This is a genomic window from Pseudomonas sp. 3MA1, assembly GCF_029237275.1.
GTDB lineage: Bacteria > Pseudomonadota > Gammaproteobacteria > Pseudomonadales > Pseudomonadaceae > Aquipseudomonas > Aquipseudomonas fluorescens_AP.
Genome location: NZ_JAACFX010000013.1, coordinates 91,123 through 111,762, shown reverse-complemented (window position 1 = coordinate 111,762; position 20,640 = coordinate 91,123). Strand labels below are relative to the sequence as shown.

Annotated in this window: 21 protein-coding genes; 12 read left to right on the top strand and 9 right to left on the bottom strand. The window is 64.6% G+C overall.

Annotation, left to right across the window (positions count from 1 at the left end):
* Positions 1-18: 18 nt before the first annotated feature.
* From GWQ44_RS26930 to GWQ44_RS26895, 8 genes are all read left to right on the top strand, one after another.
* Positions 19-1,029, top strand: coding sequence for a Gfo/Idh/MocA family oxidoreductase (locus GWQ44_RS26930; RefSeq protein WP_275928685.1), 1,011 nt, complete (start codon positions 19-21; stop codon positions 1,027-1,029).
* Positions 1,030-1,352: 323 nt separating this feature from the next.
* Positions 1,353-1,544 (top strand): hypothetical protein, encoded by a 192-nt coding sequence (locus tag GWQ44_RS26925; protein WP_275928684.1) that lies wholly within the window; start codon positions 1,353-1,355, stop codon positions 1,542-1,544.
* Positions 1,545-1,597: 53 nt separating this feature from the next.
* On the top strand, positions 1,598-2,524 hold the full coding sequence (locus GWQ44_RS26920; RefSeq protein WP_047303941.1) for a sugar ABC transporter substrate-binding protein: 927 nt from the start codon (positions 1,598-1,600) through the stop codon (positions 2,522-2,524).
* Between the two features lie 84 nt (positions 2,525-2,608).
* On the top strand, positions 2,609-4,174 hold the full coding sequence (locus tag GWQ44_RS26915; RefSeq protein ID WP_275928683.1) for a sugar ABC transporter ATP-binding protein: 1,566 nt from the start codon (positions 2,609-2,611) through the stop codon (positions 4,172-4,174).
* Between the two features lie 69 nt (positions 4,175-4,243).
* Positions 4,244-5,266, top strand: coding sequence for an ABC transporter permease (locus GWQ44_RS26910; protein WP_275928682.1), 1,023 nt, complete (start codon positions 4,244-4,246; stop codon positions 5,264-5,266).
* A 421-nt stretch (positions 5,267-5,687) separates the two neighbouring features.
* Complete coding sequence (locus tag GWQ44_RS26905) at positions 5,688-6,092, top strand: TraR/DksA family transcriptional regulator (RefSeq protein WP_016962869.1); 405 nt, start codon at positions 5,688-5,690, stop codon at positions 6,090-6,092.
* A 300-nt stretch (positions 6,093-6,392) separates the two neighbouring features.
* Positions 6,393-8,015, top strand: a complete 1,623-nt coding sequence (locus GWQ44_RS26900; protein ID WP_103740711.1) for a methyl-accepting chemotaxis protein — start codon at positions 6,393-6,395, stop codon at positions 8,013-8,015.
* Positions 8,016-8,133: 118 nt separating this feature from the next.
* The gene (locus GWQ44_RS26895; protein WP_016962867.1) at positions 8,134-8,352 is read left to right on the top strand and encodes a hypothetical protein; all 219 of its coding nucleotides are present in this window, start codon (positions 8,134-8,136) and stop codon (positions 8,350-8,352) included.
* A 104-nt stretch (positions 8,353-8,456) separates the two neighbouring features.
* Here GWQ44_RS26895 and GWQ44_RS26890 read toward each other — a convergent pair whose 3' ends face one another.
* Complete coding sequence (locus GWQ44_RS26890) at positions 8,457-8,687, bottom strand: hypothetical protein (protein ID WP_016962866.1); 231 nt, start codon at positions 8,685-8,687, stop codon at positions 8,457-8,459.
* Between the two features lie 693 nt (positions 8,688-9,380).
* On the opposite strand from GWQ44_RS26890, the gene GWQ44_RS26885 reads away from it, so the two are divergent.
* The 3 genes from GWQ44_RS26885 (at position 9,381) to GWQ44_RS26875 (ending at position 11,184) form a co-directional block, all read left to right on the top strand.
* Positions 9,381-9,830, top strand: a complete 450-nt coding sequence (locus tag GWQ44_RS26885) for a hypothetical protein (RefSeq protein WP_016962865.1) — start codon at positions 9,381-9,383, stop codon at positions 9,828-9,830.
* Positions 9,830-10,033: a hypothetical protein gene (locus tag GWQ44_RS26880; protein ID WP_016962864.1), complete on the top strand. Its 204-nt coding sequence runs from the start codon at positions 9,830-9,832 to the stop codon at positions 10,031-10,033. Before GWQ44_RS26885 ends, GWQ44_RS26880 begins: the two co-directional genes overlap by 1 nt.
* A gap of 137 nt (positions 10,034-10,170) precedes the next feature.
* Positions 10,171-11,184: an ABC transporter substrate-binding protein gene (locus tag GWQ44_RS26875; RefSeq protein WP_047303947.1), complete on the top strand. Its 1,014-nt coding sequence runs from the start codon at positions 10,171-10,173 to the stop codon at positions 11,182-11,184.
* Positions 11,185-11,220: 36 nt separating this feature from the next.
* Here the strand turns inward: GWQ44_RS26875 and GWQ44_RS26870 are convergent, their stop codons facing one another.
* Positions 11,221-13,356, bottom strand: coding sequence for a TonB-dependent receptor (locus tag GWQ44_RS26870; protein ID WP_275928681.1), 2,136 nt, complete (start codon positions 13,354-13,356; stop codon positions 11,221-11,223).
* Positions 13,357-13,444: 88 nt separating this feature from the next.
* On the bottom strand, positions 13,445-13,831 hold the full coding sequence (locus GWQ44_RS26865) for a DUF2946 domain-containing protein (RefSeq protein WP_275928680.1): 387 nt from the start codon (positions 13,829-13,831) through the stop codon (positions 13,445-13,447).
* 96 nt (positions 13,832-13,927) lie between these two features.
* Here GWQ44_RS26865 and GWQ44_RS26860 point away from each other — a divergent pair, with 96 nt between their 5' ends.
* Positions 13,928-14,365, top strand: coding sequence for a DUF3995 domain-containing protein (locus tag GWQ44_RS26860; protein ID WP_275928679.1), 438 nt, complete (start codon positions 13,928-13,930; stop codon positions 14,363-14,365).
* A gap of 143 nt (positions 14,366-14,508) precedes the next feature.
* Here GWQ44_RS26860 and GWQ44_RS26855 read toward each other — a convergent pair whose 3' ends face one another.
* The 6 genes from GWQ44_RS26855 to GWQ44_RS26830 are packed head-to-tail and all read right to left on the bottom strand — an operon-like array spanning position 14,509 to position 20,581.
* Positions 14,509-14,877 carry a Na+/H+ antiporter subunit G gene (locus GWQ44_RS26855; protein ID WP_103740716.1) on the bottom strand — a complete coding sequence of 123 codons (369 nt, stop codon included), beginning with the start codon at positions 14,875-14,877 and terminating at the stop codon, positions 14,509-14,511.
* Positions 14,874-15,152, bottom strand: a complete 279-nt coding sequence (locus GWQ44_RS26850) for a K+/H+ antiporter subunit F (protein ID WP_016962858.1) — start codon at positions 15,150-15,152, stop codon at positions 14,874-14,876. The genes GWQ44_RS26855 and GWQ44_RS26850 overlap by 4 nt, the downstream gene beginning before the upstream one ends.
* Entirely contained in the window at positions 15,149-15,637 is a 489-nt protein-coding gene (locus GWQ44_RS26845; protein ID WP_047303952.1) for a Na+/H+ antiporter subunit E, read from the bottom strand. Before GWQ44_RS26845 ends, GWQ44_RS26850 begins: the two co-directional genes overlap by 4 nt.
* On the bottom strand, positions 15,634-17,322 hold the full coding sequence (locus GWQ44_RS26840) for a monovalent cation/H+ antiporter subunit D (RefSeq protein ID WP_047303953.1): 1,689 nt from the start codon (positions 17,320-17,322) through the stop codon (positions 15,634-15,636). The genes GWQ44_RS26845 and GWQ44_RS26840 overlap by 4 nt, the downstream gene beginning before the upstream one ends.
* Positions 17,319-17,663: a Na+/H+ antiporter subunit C gene (locus GWQ44_RS26835; protein WP_011060906.1), complete on the bottom strand. Its 345-nt coding sequence runs from the start codon at positions 17,661-17,663 to the stop codon at positions 17,319-17,321. Before GWQ44_RS26835 ends, GWQ44_RS26840 begins: the two co-directional genes overlap by 4 nt.
* Positions 17,663-20,581: a monovalent cation/H+ antiporter subunit A gene (locus tag GWQ44_RS26830; protein WP_016962855.1), complete on the bottom strand. Its 2,919-nt coding sequence runs from the start codon at positions 20,579-20,581 to the stop codon at positions 17,663-17,665. The genes GWQ44_RS26835 and GWQ44_RS26830 overlap by 1 nt, the downstream gene beginning before the upstream one ends.
* Positions 20,582-20,640 lie beyond the last annotated feature (59 nt).

Genomic DNA, 20,640 nt, shown 5'->3' with positions numbered 1-20,640 from the left:
AACCACAGGAGTATCTGCATGTCTTTGAAACTTGGTGTTATCGGCACTGGCGCCATCGGCCAGGATCACATCCGTCGTTGCAGCCAGACCCTGCTGGGCAGCCGGGTGGTGGCGGTCACCGACATCAACCTTGAGTCGGCGGCCAAGGTGCTCGGCGACCTCAAGCTCAGCGCCGAGGTCTACCCGGACGGCCATGCGCTGATCAAGGCGGCGGACGTCGAGGCAGTGCTGGTCACTTCCTGGGGCCCGAGCCACGAGGAGTTCGTGCTGGCGGCGATTGCCGCGGGCAAGCCGGTGTTCTGTGAAAAGCCCCTGGCGGTGACCGCCGCGGGTTGCCGGCGCATCGTCGAGGCCGAAATCGCCCACGGCAAGCGCCTGGTGCAGGTGGGGTTCATGCGCCCCTACGATGCCGGCTACCAGGCCTTGAAGGCGGTGATCGACAGCGGCCGGATCGGCGAGCCGCTGATGCTGCACTGCGCCCACCGCAACCCGCGGGTGGGTGAGAACTACAAGACCGACATGGCCATCACCGACACCCTGATCCACGAACTGGACGTGCTGCGCTGGCTGCTGGCCGACGACTACGTGTCGGTGCAGGTGGTGTTCCCGCGCAAGACCAGCAAGGCCCTGGCCCACTTGCGCGACCCGCAGATCGTGCTGCTGGAAACCGCCCGTGGCACGCGGATCGACGTCGAAGTGTTCGTCAACTGCCAGTACGGCTACGACATCCAGTGCGAAGTGGTGGGGGAGAGCGGCATCGCCAGGCTGCCGGAGCCGTCCCAGGTGCAATTGCGCAGCGAAGCCAAGCTGTCCAACGCCATCCTGATGGATTGGAAGGAGCGCTTTATCGCCGCCTATGACGTGGAGTTGCAGGCCTTTATCGACGGCGTGCGCGCCGGCCAGGTGGGCGGGCCTTCGGCCTGGGACGGCTTTGCCGCGGCGGTGGCGGCCGATGCCTGTATCGAAGCGCAGAACAGCGGCCAGATCGTCAAGATCGAGCTGCCCCAGCGTCCGGGCTTCTACGCCTGATTCCCGGCTGGCCGGCGACGCGGGGCTTGGAGTAGGCGCAGGGCTGGGGGGCGCTTTCGCTGGCAAGCCAGCTCCTGCAGGGGGAGGTGTGAGGATTGTCGGAAGGGGCCCTTGCGGGAAGCGCAGGTCTTGGGCCAGCAGTCGTCGCAGCGCCGGTTTTACAGGGGGTAAACTGATTTAGAATAAAATTCTAAAATGAGTTGATATAGAAATTATTTTCCAATAAAGTCATTTCCAGGTTGCCGACTAGCTAGGTTGCACACCCCTCAAGCAGGCTTTGAGCGCGGCGTGCACCGACCCACAAAAACAAACAGGTACCGTCGATGAAAACCTTCAAATCCGCTGTCCTCGCTGTCACTTCACCGCTGCGCTCTTTTCGCGCGCCGGCCACCGCGACACCCCGGGCCAGCCGCTCTGCCATCCTCCTGACCTGCCTCGGCTTTCTCTGTGTAGAGCGCAATGGTGCGCTGCTGTGCTGCGTTCCCGGCGCGCCTGTGGTGCGTCTGCCGCTCTGAGTCGTTCTGCGCTTTATCCATAAAACCTACAAGAATGTGGAGAAAGACCTGTGATGAACACCAAGATCCGTTTTGCCTCGCTCGCGCTGTCGCTGCTGCTGACCAGTGGGGCGGCGCTGGCCGATATCAAGATCGGCGTGAGCATGTCGCAGTTCGATGACACCTGGCTGACCTACCTGCGCGAGTCGATGGATCAGAAAGCCAAGTCCCTGCCCGATGGCGTCAAGCTGCAGTTCGAGGACGCCCGCAGCGACGTGGTCAAGCAATTGAGCCAGGTCGAGAACTTCATCAGCCAGAAGGTCGACGCCATCGTGGTCAACCCGGTGGACACCGCCGCCACCAAGAAAATCACCGAGGCCGCGGTCAAGGCCGGCATTCCCTTGGTCTACGTCAATCGCCGTCCGGATGACCTGAACCTGCCCAAGGGCGTGGTCACCGTGGCCTCCAACGACCTGGAGGCCGGGAAGATGCAGATGCAGTACCTGGCCGAAAAAATGGGCGGCAAGGGCGACATCGTGATCCTGCTGGGCGATCTGGCCAACAACTCCACCGCCAACCGCACCAAGGGGGTCAAGGAAGTGCTGACCCAGTACCCGGGGATCAAGGTCGATCAGGAGCAGACCGGGGTCTGGCTGCGGGACAAGGGCATGACCCTGGTCAACGACTGGCTGACCCAGGGCCGCAAGTTCGACGCGGTGGTGTCCAACAACGATGAAATGGCCATTGGCGCCGCCATGGCGCTGAAGCAGGCCGGGGTCGAGAAGGGCAGTGTGCTGATCGCCGGTGTCGATGGCACCCCCGATGGCCTGCGCGCGGTGAAGAAGGGCGAGCTGGCGCTGTCGGTGTTCCAGGACGCCAAGGGCCAGGCGGACGGCTCCATCGATACCGCGGTGAAGATGATCAAGCATGAGCCGGTGGAGCCGGCGGTGTGGATTCCGTATCGCCTGATCACCCCGGACAACGTCGACCAGTTCAAGTAACGCCGCGCACCCGGCCAAGCGGTTCCATAACAACAATAAGTGACAGGGCGGCCCCGGCCGGCCCTGCCGATGGAGTACCTGATCATGTTCTCTTGCGCGACTGCCTCAAGCACCCCGCTGGCCGCCGTCCAGGCGGTCACCCCGGCGACCGCAGAGCCTTATCTGCTGGAGGTGATCAACGTCAGCAAGGGCTTTCCCGGCGTGGTGGCCCTGTCCGATGTGCAGCTGCGGGTACGCCCGGGAACGGTGCTGGCGCTGATGGGCGAGAACGGCGCCGGCAAGTCGACCCTGATGAAAATCATCGCCGGCATCTACCAGCCGGATGCCGGCGAGCTGCGCCTCAAGGGCCGGCCGGTGGTCTTCGACACGCCCCTGGCGGCCCTGCAATCGGGCATCGCCATGATCCATCAGGAACTCAACCTGATGCCGCACATGAGCATCGCCGAGAACATCTGGATCGGCCGCGAACAGCTCAACGGCCTGCGCCTGATCGATCACCGCGCCATGCACCGCTGCACCTCGCAGTTGCTGGAGCGCCTGCGCATCGACCTCGATCCCGAGGAGCAGGTGGGCAACCTGAGCATCGCCGAGCGGCAGATGGTGGAGATCGCCAAGGCGGTGTCCTACGACTCCGACGTGCTGATCATGGATGAACCGACCTCGGCCATCACCGACAAGGAAGTGGCGCACCTGTTCTCGATCATTGCCGACCTCAAGGCCCAGGGTAAGGGCATCATCTACATCACCCACAAGATGAACGAAGTGTTCGCCATCGCCGATGAAGTGGCGGTGTTCCGCGATGGCGCCTATATCGGCCTGCAACGGGCCGACAGCCTGGACGGCGACAGCCTGATCTCGATGATGGTCGGGCGCGAGCTGAGCCAGCTGTTTCCCCAGCGCGACAAGCCCATCGGCGAGCTGCTGCTCAAGGTCCGCGATCTGCGCCTGGACGGGGTGTTCGACGGCGTGTCCTTCGACCTGCACGCCGGGGAGATCCTCGGCATCGCCGGGCTGATGGGCTCGGGGCGGACCAATGTCGCCGAAACCCTGTTCGGCATCACCCCAAGCGATGGCGGCGAGATTGTCCTCGACGGCCAGCCGCTGCGCATCGGCGACCCGCACCGGGCGATCGAGAAGGGCCTTGCCCTGCTGACCGAGGATCGCAAGCTCAGCGGCCTGTTCCCTTGCCTGTCGGTCCTGGAAAACATGGAAGTGGCGGTGCTGCCGCATTACGCCGGGGGCGGTTTCATCCAGCAGAAGGCCCTGCGCGCCCTGTGCGAGGACATGTGCAGGAAGCTGCGGGTCAAGACCCCGTCCCTGGAGCAATGCATCGATACCCTGTCCGGGGGCAATCAGCAGAAGGCGCTGCTGGCGCGCTGGCTGATGACCAAGCCGCGGATCCTGATTCTCGACGAGCCGACCCGGGGCATCGATGTCGGGGCCAAGGCCGAGATCTACCGCCTGATCGCCGCCCTCGCCAGCGAAGGCATGGCGGTGATCATGATTTCTTCGGAACTGCCGGAAGTCCTGGGCATGAGCGACCGGGTCATGGTCATGCACGAAGGCGAGCTCATGGGCATTCTCGACCGCAGCGAAGCGACCCAGGAACGGGTGATGCAGCTGGCGTCGGGCATGTCGCTGGTGCACTGATTCTCCAATCGATGGCGACCGGCGGCGCGCTGAGGCGTCACGGTCAGGCGCTAACAAAGGTGAGTGGTTATGAACGTGATGTCTGAAAACAAACCGGCCGTGGTACCCGCCAGGACGCGTCGGCGCTGGCCCACCGAACTGAGCATTTTCCTGGTGCTGATCGGCATCGGCCTGGTGTTCGAGCTGTTCGGCTGGATCGTTCGTGACCAGAGCTTTCTGCTGAACTCCCAGCGTTTGGTGCTGATGATCCTGCAGGTGTCGATCATCGGTCTGCTGGCCATCGGCGTGACCCAGGTGATCATCACCACCGGTATCGACCTGTCCTCGGGCTCGGTGCTGGCGCTGTCGGCGATGATCGCCGCGAGCCTGGCGCAGACCTCGGACTTTGCCCGGGCAGTGTTCCCGTCCCTGACCGACCTGCCGGTGTGGATCCCGGTGGTGGCCGGGCTGGGGGTGGGCCTGCTGGCGGGGGCGATCAACGGCAGCATCATCGCCATCACCGGCATTCCGCCTTTTATTGCCACCCTGGGCATGATGGTGTCGGCCCGTGGCCTGGCCCGCTATTACACCGAAGGCCAGCCGGTGAGCATGCTTTCCGACTCCTACACCGTCATCGGCCACGGGGCCATGCCGGTGATCATCTTCCTGGTGGTGGCGGTGATCTTCCATGTCGCGCTGCGCTACACCAAGTACGGCAAGTACACCTACGCCATTGGCGGCAACATGCAGGCGGCGCGCACCTCGGGGATCAATGTCAAGCGCCATCTGGTGATTGTCTACAGCATCGCCGGGCTGCTGGCCGGGCTGGCCGGGGTGGTGGCCTCGGCGCGGGCCGCCACCGGGCAGGCGGGGATGGGCATGTCCTACGAGCTGGACGCGATCGCCGCCGCGGTGATCGGCGGCACCAGCCTGGCCGGCGGCGTAGGGCGCATTACCGGCACGGTGATCGGCGCGCTGATCCTCGGGGTCATGGCCAGCGGCTTCACCTTTGTCGGCGTGGATGCCTACATCCAGGACATCATCAAGGGCCTGATCATCGTGGTGGCGGTGGTCATCGACCAGTACCGCAACAAGCGCAAGCTCAAGCGCTGAGGCACCGGCCTGGTGGCGACGCTGGCTTGGCCGCAAAGCAGCCCATAAGGGAATGCAACGCTGGCTGGCCGGTTCGCCGGCAAGCCGGCTGACAAGGGCTGAAACGGGGGGTAAAAGGCTCGAATTGGCTGTCCGGTACTGCCGTTTGTCTTCTAACAGGCACGCCTCTATGGAATTTTTTGTTATAAACGCACTCCGATAAGCGCCAGCAAAGCCCGTGATTACGGGCTTTGTGCGTTTTGTCGGACAGATTCGCTGTCATTTCAGTTGCTGCGCCCTCAAACCGGCCTTAGACTGCCGCCCCTCGTAAATTGAGTGCCGGGTGGCGCTTGGAAGGTATGGCGCCTTTCTGATGACCTGACGGGTCAACCGGAAACCGTTTGAATTCGCCTTAATGCACGTATTTTTTATAGAGAAATCAATGACCAAGGAAAAGTTGCTGGCCATGCCGGCGGATGACTACATGAATGCCGAGCAGCACGCTTTTTTCAGCGACCTGTTGCAAGCCATGAAGGTGGAAACCCACGAGCGCATCGAACAGAACCGGATCGCCATTGAAAGCCTGGACACCCCGGCTGACCCGGCCGACGCCGCTTCCGTCGAAGAAGAGCGCACCTGGCTGGTCAACGCCATTGATCGCGATCAGCGCATGCTGCCGCAACTGGAGCAGGCCCTGGGCCGGATCAGTGACGACACCTTCGGCTGGTGCGACGACAGCGGCGAGCCCATTGGCCTCAAGCGCCTGCTGATCAGCCCGACCACCAAGTACTGCATCGAAGCCCAAGAGCGCCACGAGCAGATCGACAAGCATCAGCGTCAGGCTTAAAAGCAGCTGCAAGCTTGTAGCTTCAAGCTGCAAGCTGCAAGTGCATCCTTGCCTCCGAGTGCGTAGCCGTGCCAGCGCTGCGCACTGGAGCGGGAGCCAGTCCCCGGCGCTTCTACGCCAGTCTTCACTTCCCTTGATCTACTGCAACATCCCCCTCTTCAGACCCTGAATAATGCCTCGCACATGCCGCTTGCTGCTTGTAGCTTGCCGCTGCTCTTCTTCCTACTAAGGGACCATGGTTAATGGCCTTATAGTGGCGTCTAATGCCGAAAATAATTAGAACGATGTGGGGTGCTAAACATGTCAAGAGAAGGATCTCTAGCGGTGCCGATCGCGCAACCGCTGGCAGCAACACCCGCCGCCCGTTGGTGGGCGCCGACCTTGCAGAGCGCGGCCTTGATGGGCTTGCTGGTTGGCCAGGCACTGGGTGACTGGTCGCTGTACCTGTGCCTGCCCCTGGCGGTGCTGGTGGTCTGGCTGCCCCGGCTGAGAAGCCGCAAGGTGCCCGAGACGCCGGCGGCAACGGCCGACAGTGAGCTGTCCTCGCTGACCCGCGACCTGTCCTACAGCACCACCCATAACGCCCTGTCTGCCGCTGGCGTGGCCTATTCGGTGACGCAACTGGCGGGCAAGCTGCAATCCCAGCTGGATGCCGCGGCGCGCATCGTCGGCAATGCCGAGGTGATGATCAAGACCGAACAGGTCACCTCACAGCTCAGCCAGCAGGCCCTGGGCGCCGCCAGCCAAGCCCATGCCAGCAGTGCCGAAGGGCGCACGGTGCTGGGCGAGTCCATCAGCCGCATGCATTCCCTGAGCCAGCGGGCCAATGGCAGTCGCGAGCTGATCGAGGCCTTGAGCCAGCGCAGCGAAGAGATCCAGCGGGTGACCCTGGTGATCCAGTCCATCGCCAGCCAGACCAATCTGCTGGCCCTGAACGCGGCCATCGAAGCGGCCCGGGCCGGGGAGCACGGGCGCGGCTTTGCCGTGGTCGCCGACGAGGTGCGCGGGCTGGCCGGGCGCACCGCCTCGGCCACCGACGAGGTTGGGGTGATGGTGGCGGATATCCAGCAGCGCACCAGCGATGTGGTGGAGCAGATCCGCCAGCTGTCCGACGACCTGAACCTGGGGGTGGAGCAGGTGGAGCACACCGGGCGGCATCTGGACAACATCGCGCGGCTGGCGGCGGGAGTGGAGGAGCAGGTCAGCGAGATCGCCCGGGGCGCCGAAACCAATCGCGAACAGCTCGACAGCCTGTTCCACGCCGTGGAGCAGATGCGCAGCGACCTGGCCATCAGCGACCAGCAGACCCGCAGCCTGGCCGAGGCCGCGGTGCAGATGGAAGGGCAGGCGGAAACCATCAGCGAGCGTCTGGCGGCGGTGGGCCTGGACGATTATCACCAGCGTATCTACGACCTGGCCCGCGAAGGCGCGCGGCGCATCGCCGAGCAGTTCGAGGCCGACCTGGCGCAGAACCGCATCAGCCTCGATGATTTGTTCGACCGCCACTATCAGCCGATTCCCAATACCCATCCGCCCAAGTACCAGACCCGGTTCGACCGCTACACCGACCAGGTGCTGCCGCCGATCCAGGAGTCCCTGCTGCCGCGCCACGACGGCCTGGTGTTCGCCATCGCCTGCACCCAGGAAGGTTATGTACCGACCCACAACAAGATTTTCTCCCAGCCGCTGACCGGCGATCCCCAGGTGGACAACCTGCACAACCGCAGCAAGCGCAAGTTCGCCGATCGCACCGGCATCCGTTGCGGCAGTCACCAGCAGCCGTTGTTGCTGCAGACCTACACCCGTGATACCGGCGAGCTGATGCATGACCTGTCGGTGCCGATCATGGTCCAGGGACGGCATTGGGGCGGCCTGCGCCTGGGCTACAAACCCGAGCAGGCAGCCCCTAGGCGCAAGTCTTGAGAGGTCGATTGTTACTCGCGGGGTAACGCTGCTGTGCAGATTCGGGCTGTTATCGAGGCCGGGAAGCGATTAGTATCCGAACATCGTTAGGAAGCTAACTAATTCCGCGAGGTGCTCCATGCACAGCAAAGTCGATGTGGCAGTGATGATTGGCAGTGGCGTTCCCGCTTCGCTGCGGGCCCTGGGGCGCAAGGCGTGCTGGGTGGTGCTGGTCAATGGCGAGCAGCGCGGCACCGCGTTTGCCAGTCGGGCCGAAGCCGAAGAGTGCCGGCAGGCGTGGCAGGCACAACTGGCCAGTGTCCAGGGAGCGCGCCAGGGGTTCAGGCACTCGGCTTGAATCTTGGTTGGGCGCAGGCGTTCGAGGTGGGGGCGCTGGGCGCTTGTCGCCGCCCTTGGGCCTGTGCGGCCAGGGCGGCGGGTGTGTTCGGGTCAAGAGGGGAATCAGGCGTTCAGGGCGCCCTGGTCAATGGCCAGCTTGAGGGCCTTGGCCGAGGCCTTGGCTGCGGCCAGGGCTTCTTCCGGAGTCTTGAACCAGCGGTCCCGTTCCACCTGGTGGAAGGTGATCTGAGTCAGTGGAGGTTTGGCGCGCATGGCAATCACGGCCTGGAATTCGCCTTCGACTTCTCTGCACTCGCCACGAATGAAAAACTCGCCAATATCTAGTTCGGTCACTTCTAGCCTTCCCTTGGAGATGAGTGAGTGCTTGAGCGCCCGTACCGCGGTCGCTCAACCAGCGGCGGAGTATGGCAGTTGTTGCGTTGCGAGGGGCTGAGTTATGTCATTGCGGTTTTAGGTAACGAATGTTCCGAGGGACTAAAGTGAACTTTCTTACGCTTAAATCCGCCAACCCAGATCACTGCGCCCACGTATTACTGGTTAGAATGCCGGGCCTTCGTGTGACGACTGCGGGCAAGATTACCCGCTGATGAGCAACATTAGTCTGTGTACTAATCAATGGCCGGGCCGCCATCAATCGCTCTCTTTAAATGGTCGAAATGCACAAAGTTGCTCTAGAATTGCCTCTGCAACCCGAAGTGGCTGCCGATCCGGGGATTCAATCTCAGGGTATATCCGGCTTACCGGCCTGTTTCAGTACCCGCCCCAGATAACTCGCCGCCACACTTTTCGGGGTGTCAGAGCCTACTCCTACAGCCTTCGACCTGTGCCTGATGCTTCGGCGAAATGCCCGTTGTTCAGCGCCGGCGCCAACGCCGTGGCCTGGAGTACCCGCTGCATTTGAGTGTTTTTTGGGGTAACTGATTGAGGTGATCACGCCGTCATGGCGGTTTTTTGTGCTGTCCATTTTTTTCGGGCGGCACCCTTTTGAGTATCGGGGAGTGTTCCTTGGCAGTAAGTAATCTTGAAATGCATGCTTTGTTCGTGTTGGGTGATTTGCGCGCAAAGTTGGTCAAGCTGTTCCAATCTCGTTTTGTCTACATCACCGAACAGTCCGCTGAAGGCTTCTACGTCGCCGAGATCGATACCGCGACCGCGCTGGTGGTGGACGACAAGCCACGCCTGGAACTCAAGGTCGGCGATCATTTTCGCGCCGCCGTGCTGCCCAGTCGCGAAGGCGGCAAGCTGGAGATCCGCTTTCGCGAGATCAAGCTCACCGTCTATGGCCTGGGCGACTATGCCTTTGTCAGCAGCCCCCTGGGGCAGGGGATCGTCTTCAAGGAAGGGCATGCGGTGGTGACGCTCTTCGCCGCCAACGAGCAACTGCAGGAAGGCCTGACCAAGACCCTCAAGGCGGTCACCGCCAAGGCCGCCAAATTCCGCAAGGGCGAACTGGTGAGTTTCAAGGCCAGCGAGTGATGAGCCAGGGCCGCGCCGAGTTTCATCGCCAGCATCAACAGGCCGCCGCCGAAGAGGCCCGGCGCCTGTTCGCCGAAAAGCCGCGCTTGCAGGGCGCCTGGCTGAACTGGGTGGCCGGCGAGCTGTACCACCTGCGTCCGGCGGCCTACGCCAGCATGGTGCGCCGCGAGTTGCAGCGCTTGCAGGAGCCGGCGGACCCGTGATGGCCGATCCCGGCATCGCCCCCGGTGGAAAATACGGAACCTCTACTACAGTCAGTTGACTCAATGCTTCAGGGGCCGCGCGCATTGGCGCAGCGGGTCCCTTTTGGCCCAGGTCCCGACTCCGAGAGGTGTACCCCATGAAAGGCTTCCGAGCGCTGCTGGCCAGCGGCCTGCTGACCCTGGCCGGCTTTGCCCCCTTGCCGCCGGCCGTGGCCGCCGAGCCGATTCACTTCGCCGACCTGAACTGGGAAAGCGGCAGCCTGATCACCGAGATCCTGCGCGTCGTGGTGGAGAGCGGTTATGGCTTGCCCACCGACAGCCTGCCGGGCACCACCATCACCCTGGAAACCGCCCTGGCCAGCAACGATATCCAGGTGATCGGCGAAGAGTGGGCCGGGCGCAGCCCGGTATGGGTCAAGGCCGAGGCCGAGGGCAAGGTGATCGCCCTGGGGGATACGGTCAAGGGCGCCACCGAAGGCTGGTGGGTGCCGGAGTACGTGATCAAGGGCGATCCGGCCAGAGGCCTCAAGCCGCTGGCCCCGGAGTTGCGCAGTGTCGCGGACCTGGCCCGCTACAAGGACGTGTTCAGGGACCCGGAAACTCCGGGCAAGGGCCGCTTCCTCAACAGCCCGATCGGCTGGACCTCGGAAATCGTCAACCAGCAGAAACTCAAGGCCTATGGCCTGCAAGACAGCTACGTGAACTTTCGCAGCGGTTCCGGAGCGGCGCTGGATGCGGAGATCACCTCGTCGATCCGCCGGGGCCGACCGGTGCTGTTCTACTACTGGTCGCCGACGCCGCTACTGGGACGCTACAAGCTGGTGCAGCTGCAAGAGCCGCCGTTCGATGCCGAGGCCTGGAAAACCCTGACCGATGCCGGCAATCCCAACCCGCGCCCGAGCCGTTCCCTGGCCTCGAAGCTGTCGATTGGCGTGTCCGCGCCGTTTCACCAGCAGTACCCGCAACTGGTGAGCTTCTTCCGTCAGGTGGACTTGCCGATCGATCCTCTCAACCAGGCCCTGGCGCAGATGAGCGAAAGCCACAGTGCTCCGCGCGACGCGGCCCGCGCCTTTCTCAAGCAGCACCCCGAGATCTGGCGCGCCTGGGTGCCCCAGGACATCGCCGACAAAGTCGCTGCTGCCCTGATGTAGCAGCCGGCTTGCCGGCGAAGAGGCCCGCAAGCCGGGTCAGAAACGGGTCTGCAGCGCCAGTTCGAAGGTCCGCGGGGTGCCCAGGTAATAGGCCGGGGACACATGGGCGAACTGGCCGTAGACCTCGTTGGTCAGGTTGCGTACCCGGCCGGTGACGCTGGTGTGGCTGTCGACCTGATAGCGCAGGAAGCTGCCGTACAGGGTGTAGGCGGGCATGCGCAAGGTGTTGGCGTTGTTGGCGTACACCGAGGCCACGTAGCGCGCGTCGACCCCGGTCTGCCAGCTCGGGGCCAGGTCATAGGTCAACCACAGGTTGGCCACCCGCTCGGGGACGTTGGTCGGGGTGTTGCCCTTGCGCGAGACCACCGCGCCGCTGGCAATCTTCTCGTTGAACTCGTCGTATTCGGCGTCGACCCAGGCGAAGTTGGCTTCCGCCAGCAGCTTGGGCGTCACCCGCAGCGAGCTGGCCAGTTCGATGCCCTTGGAGGTCTGCTGGCCCACGGGAATGCTGTTGGCCGGGTCCAGAGGATCGGTGACGGCAAAGTCCTGGCGTTGGATGCGGTAGGCGGCCAGGGTCGCCGAGCCGCGTCCGTCCAGGTAGTCGAACTTGCTGCCCACTTCCCATTGCTTGCCGGTGGACACCTCGAAGTTCTGGGTGCCGCTGGGCTGTTCGGCGGCGGTGCTGTATTGCACGTAGACGTTGGCGCTGGGCAGGAACTGCCAGGTCAGCCCCAGGCGCCCGGTGAGCGGCTCCCAGTTGCGCTTGAGGTGACGCGGGTTGCTGGCGGTGATCGCCCGGTGGTTGGTCACGTCCAGGTCGATGGCGTCATAGCGCAGGCCGCTGAGCAGGGACAGCTCGTCGGTCAGGGCCAGGCGGTTCTCGATGAACAGGGCACGGGTGGTGACCTGGTTGGTCTTGTCCTTGACCCAGCGCTGGCGGGTGTCCTTGAGATCATAGAAATAGCCCGGCTGGAAATGGCCGGGGTCCACGCTGTTGTTGGCTGGCACGTTCCACGGCGAGTTGGTGGTGCTGTTGACCTTGTACTCAAAACCCCCGGACCAGGTGGTGTCGAGGCCGAATAACTGATCGTCATGGCGCAGTTCGAACTGGTTGCCGTCCTGCTGGCCCTGGTGCCGCACCAGGTAGGCGGTGGAGCGGTTCACAAGGCTGTTGTCGGAGCTGTACTGGTAGGTTTCCAGGTTGCGGTAGTCGCGCTGGCTGTCCAGGTGGTAGAGGGTGTTGCGCAGCGTGGTACTGGGGTTGATCCGGTAGTCGATGATCGAGCGCAGCCACACCGTGCGCTGTTCATACAGGCCATCGGCGACGTTGTAGTTGTTGAAGCGATTGTGCTTGTCGATCTTCAGCTCGCCGGCCTTGGGGTTGCGCACCGGGGTGCCCCAGTAGGGGCTGTCCTCGTGTTCGTCCTGGTATTCCACGGCCAGGGTGTGGGACAGGTCCGGGGTCAGGTCGCTGAGCAGGGAGAAGGCCAGGCTCCAGGCGTCCCTTTCCTGGCGGTCGATGTAGCCGTTGCTGGTGTTGTGGCTGACGTCGAAGCGCGCGTAGTGCTGCACCTCGGCGCCGGCCGGGCTGAGGGCGTGATTGACCCCGAAGGCGGTTTGCGTGGTGTCGTAGCTGCCGTAGCTGAGCAGGCCTTCAGCTGCCTGTTCGCGGCGCTCCGCCAGCTTGGTCACGTAGTTCAGCGAGCCGCCCACGGAGCCGGCGCCATTGATCAGCGAGGAGGGCCCGCCCACCAGTTCCACCCGGTCATAGATCCAGGCGTCCACGGGACGTGCCAGGCCGGTGGCGACGTTGATGCCGTTGAACATCTGGGTGATCTGGCTGCTGCTGAAGCCGCGGTAGGAGACAAAGCCGCCGAACCCTGGCGGCGCGCTGGCGTTGACCCCGGGCAGGGCATTGGCGGCGTCCTGGAAGGTTCGCGCGCCCCGGCGCTCGATGTCCTGGCGGCTGGCTATCGCCACCGAGGCCGGGGTTTCGCGCAGGCTCAGGCCCAGGCGCGAGGCCATGCCGCTGGACTGCTCCAGGTCCAGGCCGGGTTCGACGTCCGTGCCCTCGGCGTTGACGGTGGTGGGGGCCAACTCCAGGGCGGATTGGCCCCAGGCATTGACGGACAGGCAGGCCAGCACGCTGGCCAGCAAAGGAAGCTGTTTCATGGGTGAATCCTGAATGCTTGACTAGGAAAAGAGCCCACCAGAACGCGCCGCGCAGCAGCGCAGTGGGCGGGTTGAGCACGAGCAAGATTCAGGCGTAGGGCGGTGCCCGAGGATGGGCGGCGGGCCAGGTGAAGCGGGCAGGGAGGTGGGACTGGAACTGGCGGGTCAGCGGCGGCGCCTGGGGTTGCGGCAACAGCGCCAGGCTGAGGCTGGAGTTCAGCGCCGGCCCCATGCCGCCGCTGGAGCACAGCGGGCAACCAAAGGCCTTGGACAGGGTCGGCAGGGAGTCCTGGTCGGCCGGTTGCTGGGACGGCGCCTGGGTGTTGGGATCAATGCTGCAGAACTGCCCGCCAATGCCGTTGAGCTGTTGGCCGAGCATCTGCCCGTGTCCGATGCTGCAGGCGAACACGTTGAACAGGACGCAGCAATAGAGCATCCAGGCAACGAGCGAGCGATCGGAACGGGTCAAATTCATGGGGCGGCACTTTACCACCGAAGGCGACGAACGTACTTACAAAAACCCGTAATCGAGTCCATTCTCTTTACGACTTTTTTACAAGGACGTCTGCACATGAACCTTCTGCTTGCACAGGGAATGTCCGCTACTTTCCTGTTCATCAGCCTGATCCATCTGTACTGGGCCGCCGGTGGCAAGCGCGGCAGCGACGCGCTGATTCCCCAGGTGCCGGGGCCGGCTCCCGGGCAGAGCCAACCGGCCTTTCACCCGCCGGCCCTGGCCACCTTGCTGGTGGCGGTGGGGCTCTTGCTGGTGGCCATGCTGGTGTGCCTGCGGGTCGGGCTCTACCTGCCGAGCGTGACCCATCCCTCCCTGCAGTGGGTGATCAGCGCCATTGCCCTGCTGATGTTCGCCCGGGCCATTGGCGACTCGGAGCTGGTGGGTTTCTTCAAGCAAGTGCGCGACTCGAAGTTCGCCCGTCTCGACACCCTGTTCTACTCCCCGCTGTGCGTGGTACTGGGTGCCGGCCTGCTGGTGCTGGCCTGGGCCTGAAGGGCCGCCAACCCACTGCGGGCTGCTTGTGTAGGAACGGGCTTGCGTAGGAGCTGGCTTGCCAGCGAAAGCGTTTTCGCGGTCGCTGCAAGGCTCACAGGCCTCTTCGCCGGCAAGCCGGCTCCTACATGGGGTGGGTGAGCTCAGTTGCCGCTTTCGTTGCGTTTGCTGCTGACTTCCGCCGGGACATCGTCGCCGGCCATGCGCTTGCGGAACAGCGCCGCCCGGGCCAGCAGCAGGGTGGTGACCGGCACGGTGATCGCCAGCAGGATCGGGATCAGCCAGGCGTGCAGCACCGGTCCGGACTTGAGCGCGGAAAAGTACAGGATCGAGGCCAGGGCCACGGTCCAGGAGCCCATGGTCGAGGCCAGGGCCGGCGGGTGCATGCGCTGGAAGTAGCTCTTCATGCGCAGGATGCCCAGGGCGCCGATCAGGGCGAACAGGCTGCTGATCACCAGCAGCACGGCCACCAGGACCTCCACCCAGAGGGGCAGTTGTTCCAGGCTGTTCATTCGATCACCTCGCCGCGCAGGAGGAATTTGGCCAGGGCGAAGGAGCCGACAAAGCCGAACAGGGCGATCAGCAGCGCCGCCTCGAAGTAGGTGTCACTGGCGTAGCGGATGCCCAGCACCAGCATCATCAGCATCGCCAGGATGTACAGGTAGTCCAGGGCCAGGACCCGGTCCTGGGCCGAGGGGCCCTTGAACAGGCGCACCAGGGTCAGGACCATGGCCAGGGAAAACAGGAACAGGCTCAGCAAGATTGCGTTGGTCAACAGCACGCTCATTCGAAAATCTCCATCAGCGGGCGCTCGTAGGTCGCCTTGAAGTGCTGGATGAATTGCCCTTCATCCTGCAGATCGAAGACGTGCAGCAGGAGAATGCTGCGGTCCAGGGACAGCTCGGACCAGACCGTGCCCGGCACCACCGTGGTGATGGTGGACAGCGCCGCCAGGCCGTTGGCGTCGCGCAGGTCCAGGGGAATCTTGACGAAGGCCGAGCGCACCGGGCGGCGTCCGTCGTTGAGCACGCCCCAGGCCACGATCAGGTTCGAGAGCACCACGTCGCAGCCCACCCGCAACAGCAGGCGCAGGATGGTGCCGGGGCGGCGGATGCGGATCGGCAACGGCCGCAACGGGCGCATCAGCAAAGGCGCGAGAAAGCCCAGGATGGCCCCCAGCAGCAGATTGCCGGGGCTGATGGACAGGTTCAGCACCAGCCACAGCAGCCACAGCGCCAGGGACAGGAAGGGCGCGGGGAACAGGCGCTTCATGGTTGCACCTCCAGCGCCGCGGCGGCCTTGGACTCGGGGCTGAGCACGGTGCGGGTGCCCAGCACCGCCATCACATAGTGCTCCGGATGATTGAGGCTGTCGGCGGTGGCCTGGGTGAAGCGCAGCAGCGGCTCGGCCTTGAAGCTGAGCAGCACGCAGAGCCCCAGCAGCGCCACGATCGGCAGGCATTCCAGGCGCCGCAACACGGGCGAGGGCCGCTCCTCCGGGCTCCAGAAGCGCTGGATCCCCAGGCGCGCGAAGGCGATCAGCGAGGCCAGGCCGGAGAGGATCAGCAGCACCAGGAAAAGCCAGCCCGCCAGCGGGATCGGCGTGTCGCTGCTGGTGCCCAGGCCCGTCGGGTTGAGCAGGGCGGCGATCAGGTTGAGCTTGCCGATAAAGCCCGACAGCGGCGGCATGCCGATGATCAGCAGGGCGCAGGCAATGAAGCTCAGGCCGAGGAAGGCCATGGTCCAGGGAATCACCTGGCCGACCACCACTTGCTGTTCGTCATCGAGGTTGCTGCCCCGGGGCGGCGGCAGGGGTTCCATGGGCCGCGGGAGGATTTCGCCTTCGTCTTCCAGGGGCACTTCCACCGCCGAACGCGAACGCTCGATCAGCTCCGCCAGCAGGAACAGCGCGCACAGCGCCAGGGTCGAGCTGAACAGGTAGAACAGCGCCGCGCCGGTGAGCGCCGGCTGGGCGAAGCCGATCACCGCGATCAGGATGCCCGCCGACACCAGGATGCTCAGGCTGGCCATGCGCTCCAGGCGCTGGGCCGGAAGAATCGCCAGGGCCGCGCAGAAGATCGTCGCCAGGCCGCCGTAGATCAGCCACTGGTTGCCGAAATAGGCCGAGGCCCCGGCCTGTCCGGAGAACAGCAGGGTCCACAGGCGCAGCACGGTGTAGATGCCGACCTTGGTCATGATCGCGAACAGCGCCGCCACCGGGGCGCTGGCCGAGGAATAGGCCGGCACCAGCCAGAAGTTCAGCGGCCACATCCCGGCCTTGGCCAGGAAGGCGATGGCCAGGATCGCCGTGCCGGCGTGCAGCAGGCCGCGGTCGGCTTCCGGCACCAGGGGGATCTTCATCGCCAGGTCGGCCATGTTCAGGGTCCCGGTGACCCCGTAGATCATCGCCGTGCCGATCAGGAACAGCGACGAGGCCAGCAGGTTGATGGTGATGTAGTGCAGCCCCGAGGACACCCGCGCCCGGCCCGAGCCGTGCAGCATCAGGCCGTAGGAGGCCGCCAGCAGCACCTCGAAGAACACGAACAGGTTGAACAGGTCGGCGGTGAGGAAGGCGCCGTACAGGCCCATCAGCTGGATCTGGAACAACGCATGGAAGCTGGCCCCGGCGCCGTCCCAGCGGGCCATGGCGAACAGCAGCGCGCTTACCCCGATGATCCCGGTGAGCACCAGCATCAGCGCCGACAGGCGATCGACCACCAGGACGATGCCGAACGGCACCTGCCAGTTGCTCGGCAGGTACACGCCGAAGGAGCCGGTGGCGCCCTGGACCTGGGTCCAGTACAGCAGGTAGGCCGCCAGGCCCAGGCCCAAGAGGGTCGACAACAGGTTGATGCGGGCCTTCAGCGGGCGGTGCTTTTCTCCCAGCAGCAACATCACCGCGGCGGTCAGCAGCGGCAGGAGGATGGGGGCGACGATCAGGTGCGACAACGAACTCATTCCTTGGGCTCCCGGCCGTCGACGTGGTCAGTGCCGGTCAGGCCCCGGGACGCCAGGAGCACCACCAGGAACAGTGCGGTCATGGCGAAGCTGATGACGATGGCGGTGAGCACCAGGGCCTGGGGCAGGGGGTCGGTGTAGTGCAGCAGGTCCTGGGGCACACCGTCCTTGACGATCGGCTCCTTGCCGATGAACAGGCTGCCCATGCTGAAGATGAACAGGTTGACCGCGTAGGACAGCAGGCACAGGCCCATCACCACCTGGAAGGTCCGCGGGCGCAGGACCAGCCAGACCCCGGAAGCGGCGAGGACCCCAATGGCGATTGCGATGACTTCTTCCATCAGGCGGCTCCGCTCTTGATCAGGGATTTGGATTGGCTGGCCGGTTTGTGGGCCCGCACCGACTGGTGCGCCAGGGCGGTGAGGATCAGCAGGGTCGCGCCCAGCACCACCGCGTACACGCCGATGTCGAAGAACAAGGCGCTGGCGATATGGATATCACCGAACAGCGGCAGGTCCACGTGCACCGTGTGGGTGGTGAGGAACGGGTAGCCCCAGGCCAGCGCGCCGAGGCCGGTGGCCAGGGCGAACAGCAGGCCGGTGCCCATCCAGCGCAGCGGCCGCAGGCTCATCTGGGCCTCTACCCATTGGGTGCCCGCCACCATGTACTGGAGGATGAAGGCCACCGACATCACCAGCCCGGCGACAAAACCGCCGCCCGGCAGGTTGTGCCCGCGCATGAACAGGTAGAAGGACACCACCAGGGCAATCGGCAGCAGCAGGCGCACCAGCACCGCCGGCACCATCATGAAGCCCAGGGCGGTGTCGCTGGCCTGGCGCGGGTTGACCAGGTCGGTGACCACGTCCGGGGCCAGCAGGCGCTGTTGCGCCGGCAGCTGCATGCTCTCCTTGGGCGGGCGGAAGCGCCGCAGCAGGGCGAACACGGTCAGGGCCACCGCCGCCAGCACGGTGATCTCGCCCAGGGTGTCGAAGCTGCGGAAGTCCACCAGGGTGACGTTGACCACGTTGGTGCCGCCGCCTTCAGGCAAGGCACGGCTGAGGTAGAACGAGGAAATGTCGTTGGGGGTCGGACGGGTCAGCATGGCGTAGGACAGCACCGCCATGCCCAGGCCCACGGCCACCGACAGGCTCAGGTCGCGCAGGCGGCGGATGCGCGCCTTGGGCAGGCTGCTGGGCAGCGGCGAGACTTCTTCGATCCGCCGTGGCAGCCAGCGCAGGCCGAGCAGGATCAGCACCGTGGTCACCACCTCCACCACCAGCTGGGTCAGGGCCAGGTCCGGCGCCGAGAACCAGACGAAGGTCACGCAGGTCATCAGCCCGCAGACGCTGACCATGGTCAGGGCCGCGAGACGGTGATACTTGGCCTGCCAGGCGGCGCCCAGGGCACAGGCGATGGCCAGCAGCCAGAAGGTCACGAAGACGATGGAGCCGGGAATCTTCGGCCGGTCGCCCCAGGTCAGCTGGCTGTAGAGCATGGGAATCAGGCCGGTGATCACCGCCGCCAGAATCAGCAGAAACAGCTGGGTCTGCAGGCGCTTGGTGCTCAGCCGCCGCTCCAGTCGCCGGGCCAGGCGGGTCATGCCCACCAGGCTGCGTTCGAACAGCAGCTTGCCGTTGAGACGGCCCACCACCGGCGGGTAGGCGAAACGCCCCGCCACCAGCGGCTTGTGCAGCAGCAGGTAGAGCACGATGCCGCAGGACATGGCGATCAGGCTCATGATCATCGGCGCATTGAGGCCGTGCCAGATCGCCAGGCTGTACTCGGGCAGGGTGCCGCCCACCACTGGCCGCGCGGCGGCGGCCAGCAGCGGACCGATGATCTGCGCCGGGAACATGCCCACCAGCAGGCAGGTGAACACCAGCAGCTCAACCGGGGCGCGCATCCAGCGTGGCGGCTCGTGGGGCGTGTGCGGCAGGTCGGTGGCCGGCTCGCCGAAGAATACGTCGACCGTGAAGCGCAAGGCATAGGCGACGCTGAAGGTTCCGGCGAGGGTGGCGATCACCGGCAGGGCGATTTCCACCCAGGCGCTGGAATTGATGAACACCGTCTCGGCGAAGAACATCTCCTTGGACAGGAAGCCGTTGAGCAGCGGCACCCCGGCCATGGAGGCGCTGGCCACCATGGCCAGGGTCGCGGTGTAGGGCATCAACTTGATCAGGCCGTTGAGCTTGCGGATATCGCGGCTGCCGCTCTCGTGGTCGATGATCCCGGCGGCCATGAACAAGGACGCCTTGAAGGTGGCGTGGTTGAGGATGTGGAACACCGCCGCCACCGCCGCCAGCGGGCTGTTCAGGCCCAGCAGCAGGGTGATCAGCCCCAGATGGCTGATGGTGGAGTAGGCCAGCAGGCCTTTCAGATCGTTCTGGAACATCGCGCAGTAGGCGCCCAGCACCAGGGTGCAGGCCCCGGCGCCGCTGACGATGTAGAACCATTCTTGGGTGCCGGACAACGACGGCCACAGGCGGGCCAGGAGAAACACCCCGGCCTTGACCATGGTCGCCGAGTGCAGGTAGGCCGAGACCGGCGTTGGCGCGGCCATGGCGTGGGGGAGCCAGAAGTGGAAGGGGAACTGCGCGCTCTTGCTCAAGGCGCCCAGCAGGATCAAGGGCAACAGGATCGGATAGAGCGCGTGGGCGCGGATCTTGTCTCCGGCAGCTAGCACCTGATCCAGGTCGTAGCTGCCGACCACATGGCCGAGCAGCATGACCCCCGCCAGCAGGCACAAGCCCCCGGCGCCGGTGACCATCAGCGCCATGTAGGCGCCGCGGCGGGCGTCGGAGCGGTGGTGCCAGTAGCCGATCAGCAGGAACGAGAACAGGCTGGTGAGCTCCCAGAAGAACACCATCTGGATCAGGTTGCCGGAGATCACCAGGCCGAGCATGGCCCCCATGAACGCCAGGAAGAAGGCGAAGAAGCGCGGCACCGGATCTTCCGGCGACATGTAGTAGCGCGCGTACAGCGCCACCAGGCTGCCGATGCCCAGCACCAGCAACGAGAACAGCCAGGCGAATCCGTCCAGACGCAGCACGAAATTCAAACCCAGGCTTGGCAGCCAGGTATATTCCTCGCGGATAATCCCGCCGTCGGCGATCTGCGGGTACAGCAACGCCACCTGGATGGTGCCAATGAGTGCCACCAGGCCAGCCAGCAGAGATTCAGTGTTACGTGCGTTGTGCGGCAGCAGGGCCGCCAGACAGCTGCCAATGAATGGCAGAAGCAGTAGAACTATCAGGGACATAGGCTTCTAATCTGCGGAAAAGTATGACGCATAATACGTGCCAGGCCGCCGATCACCAA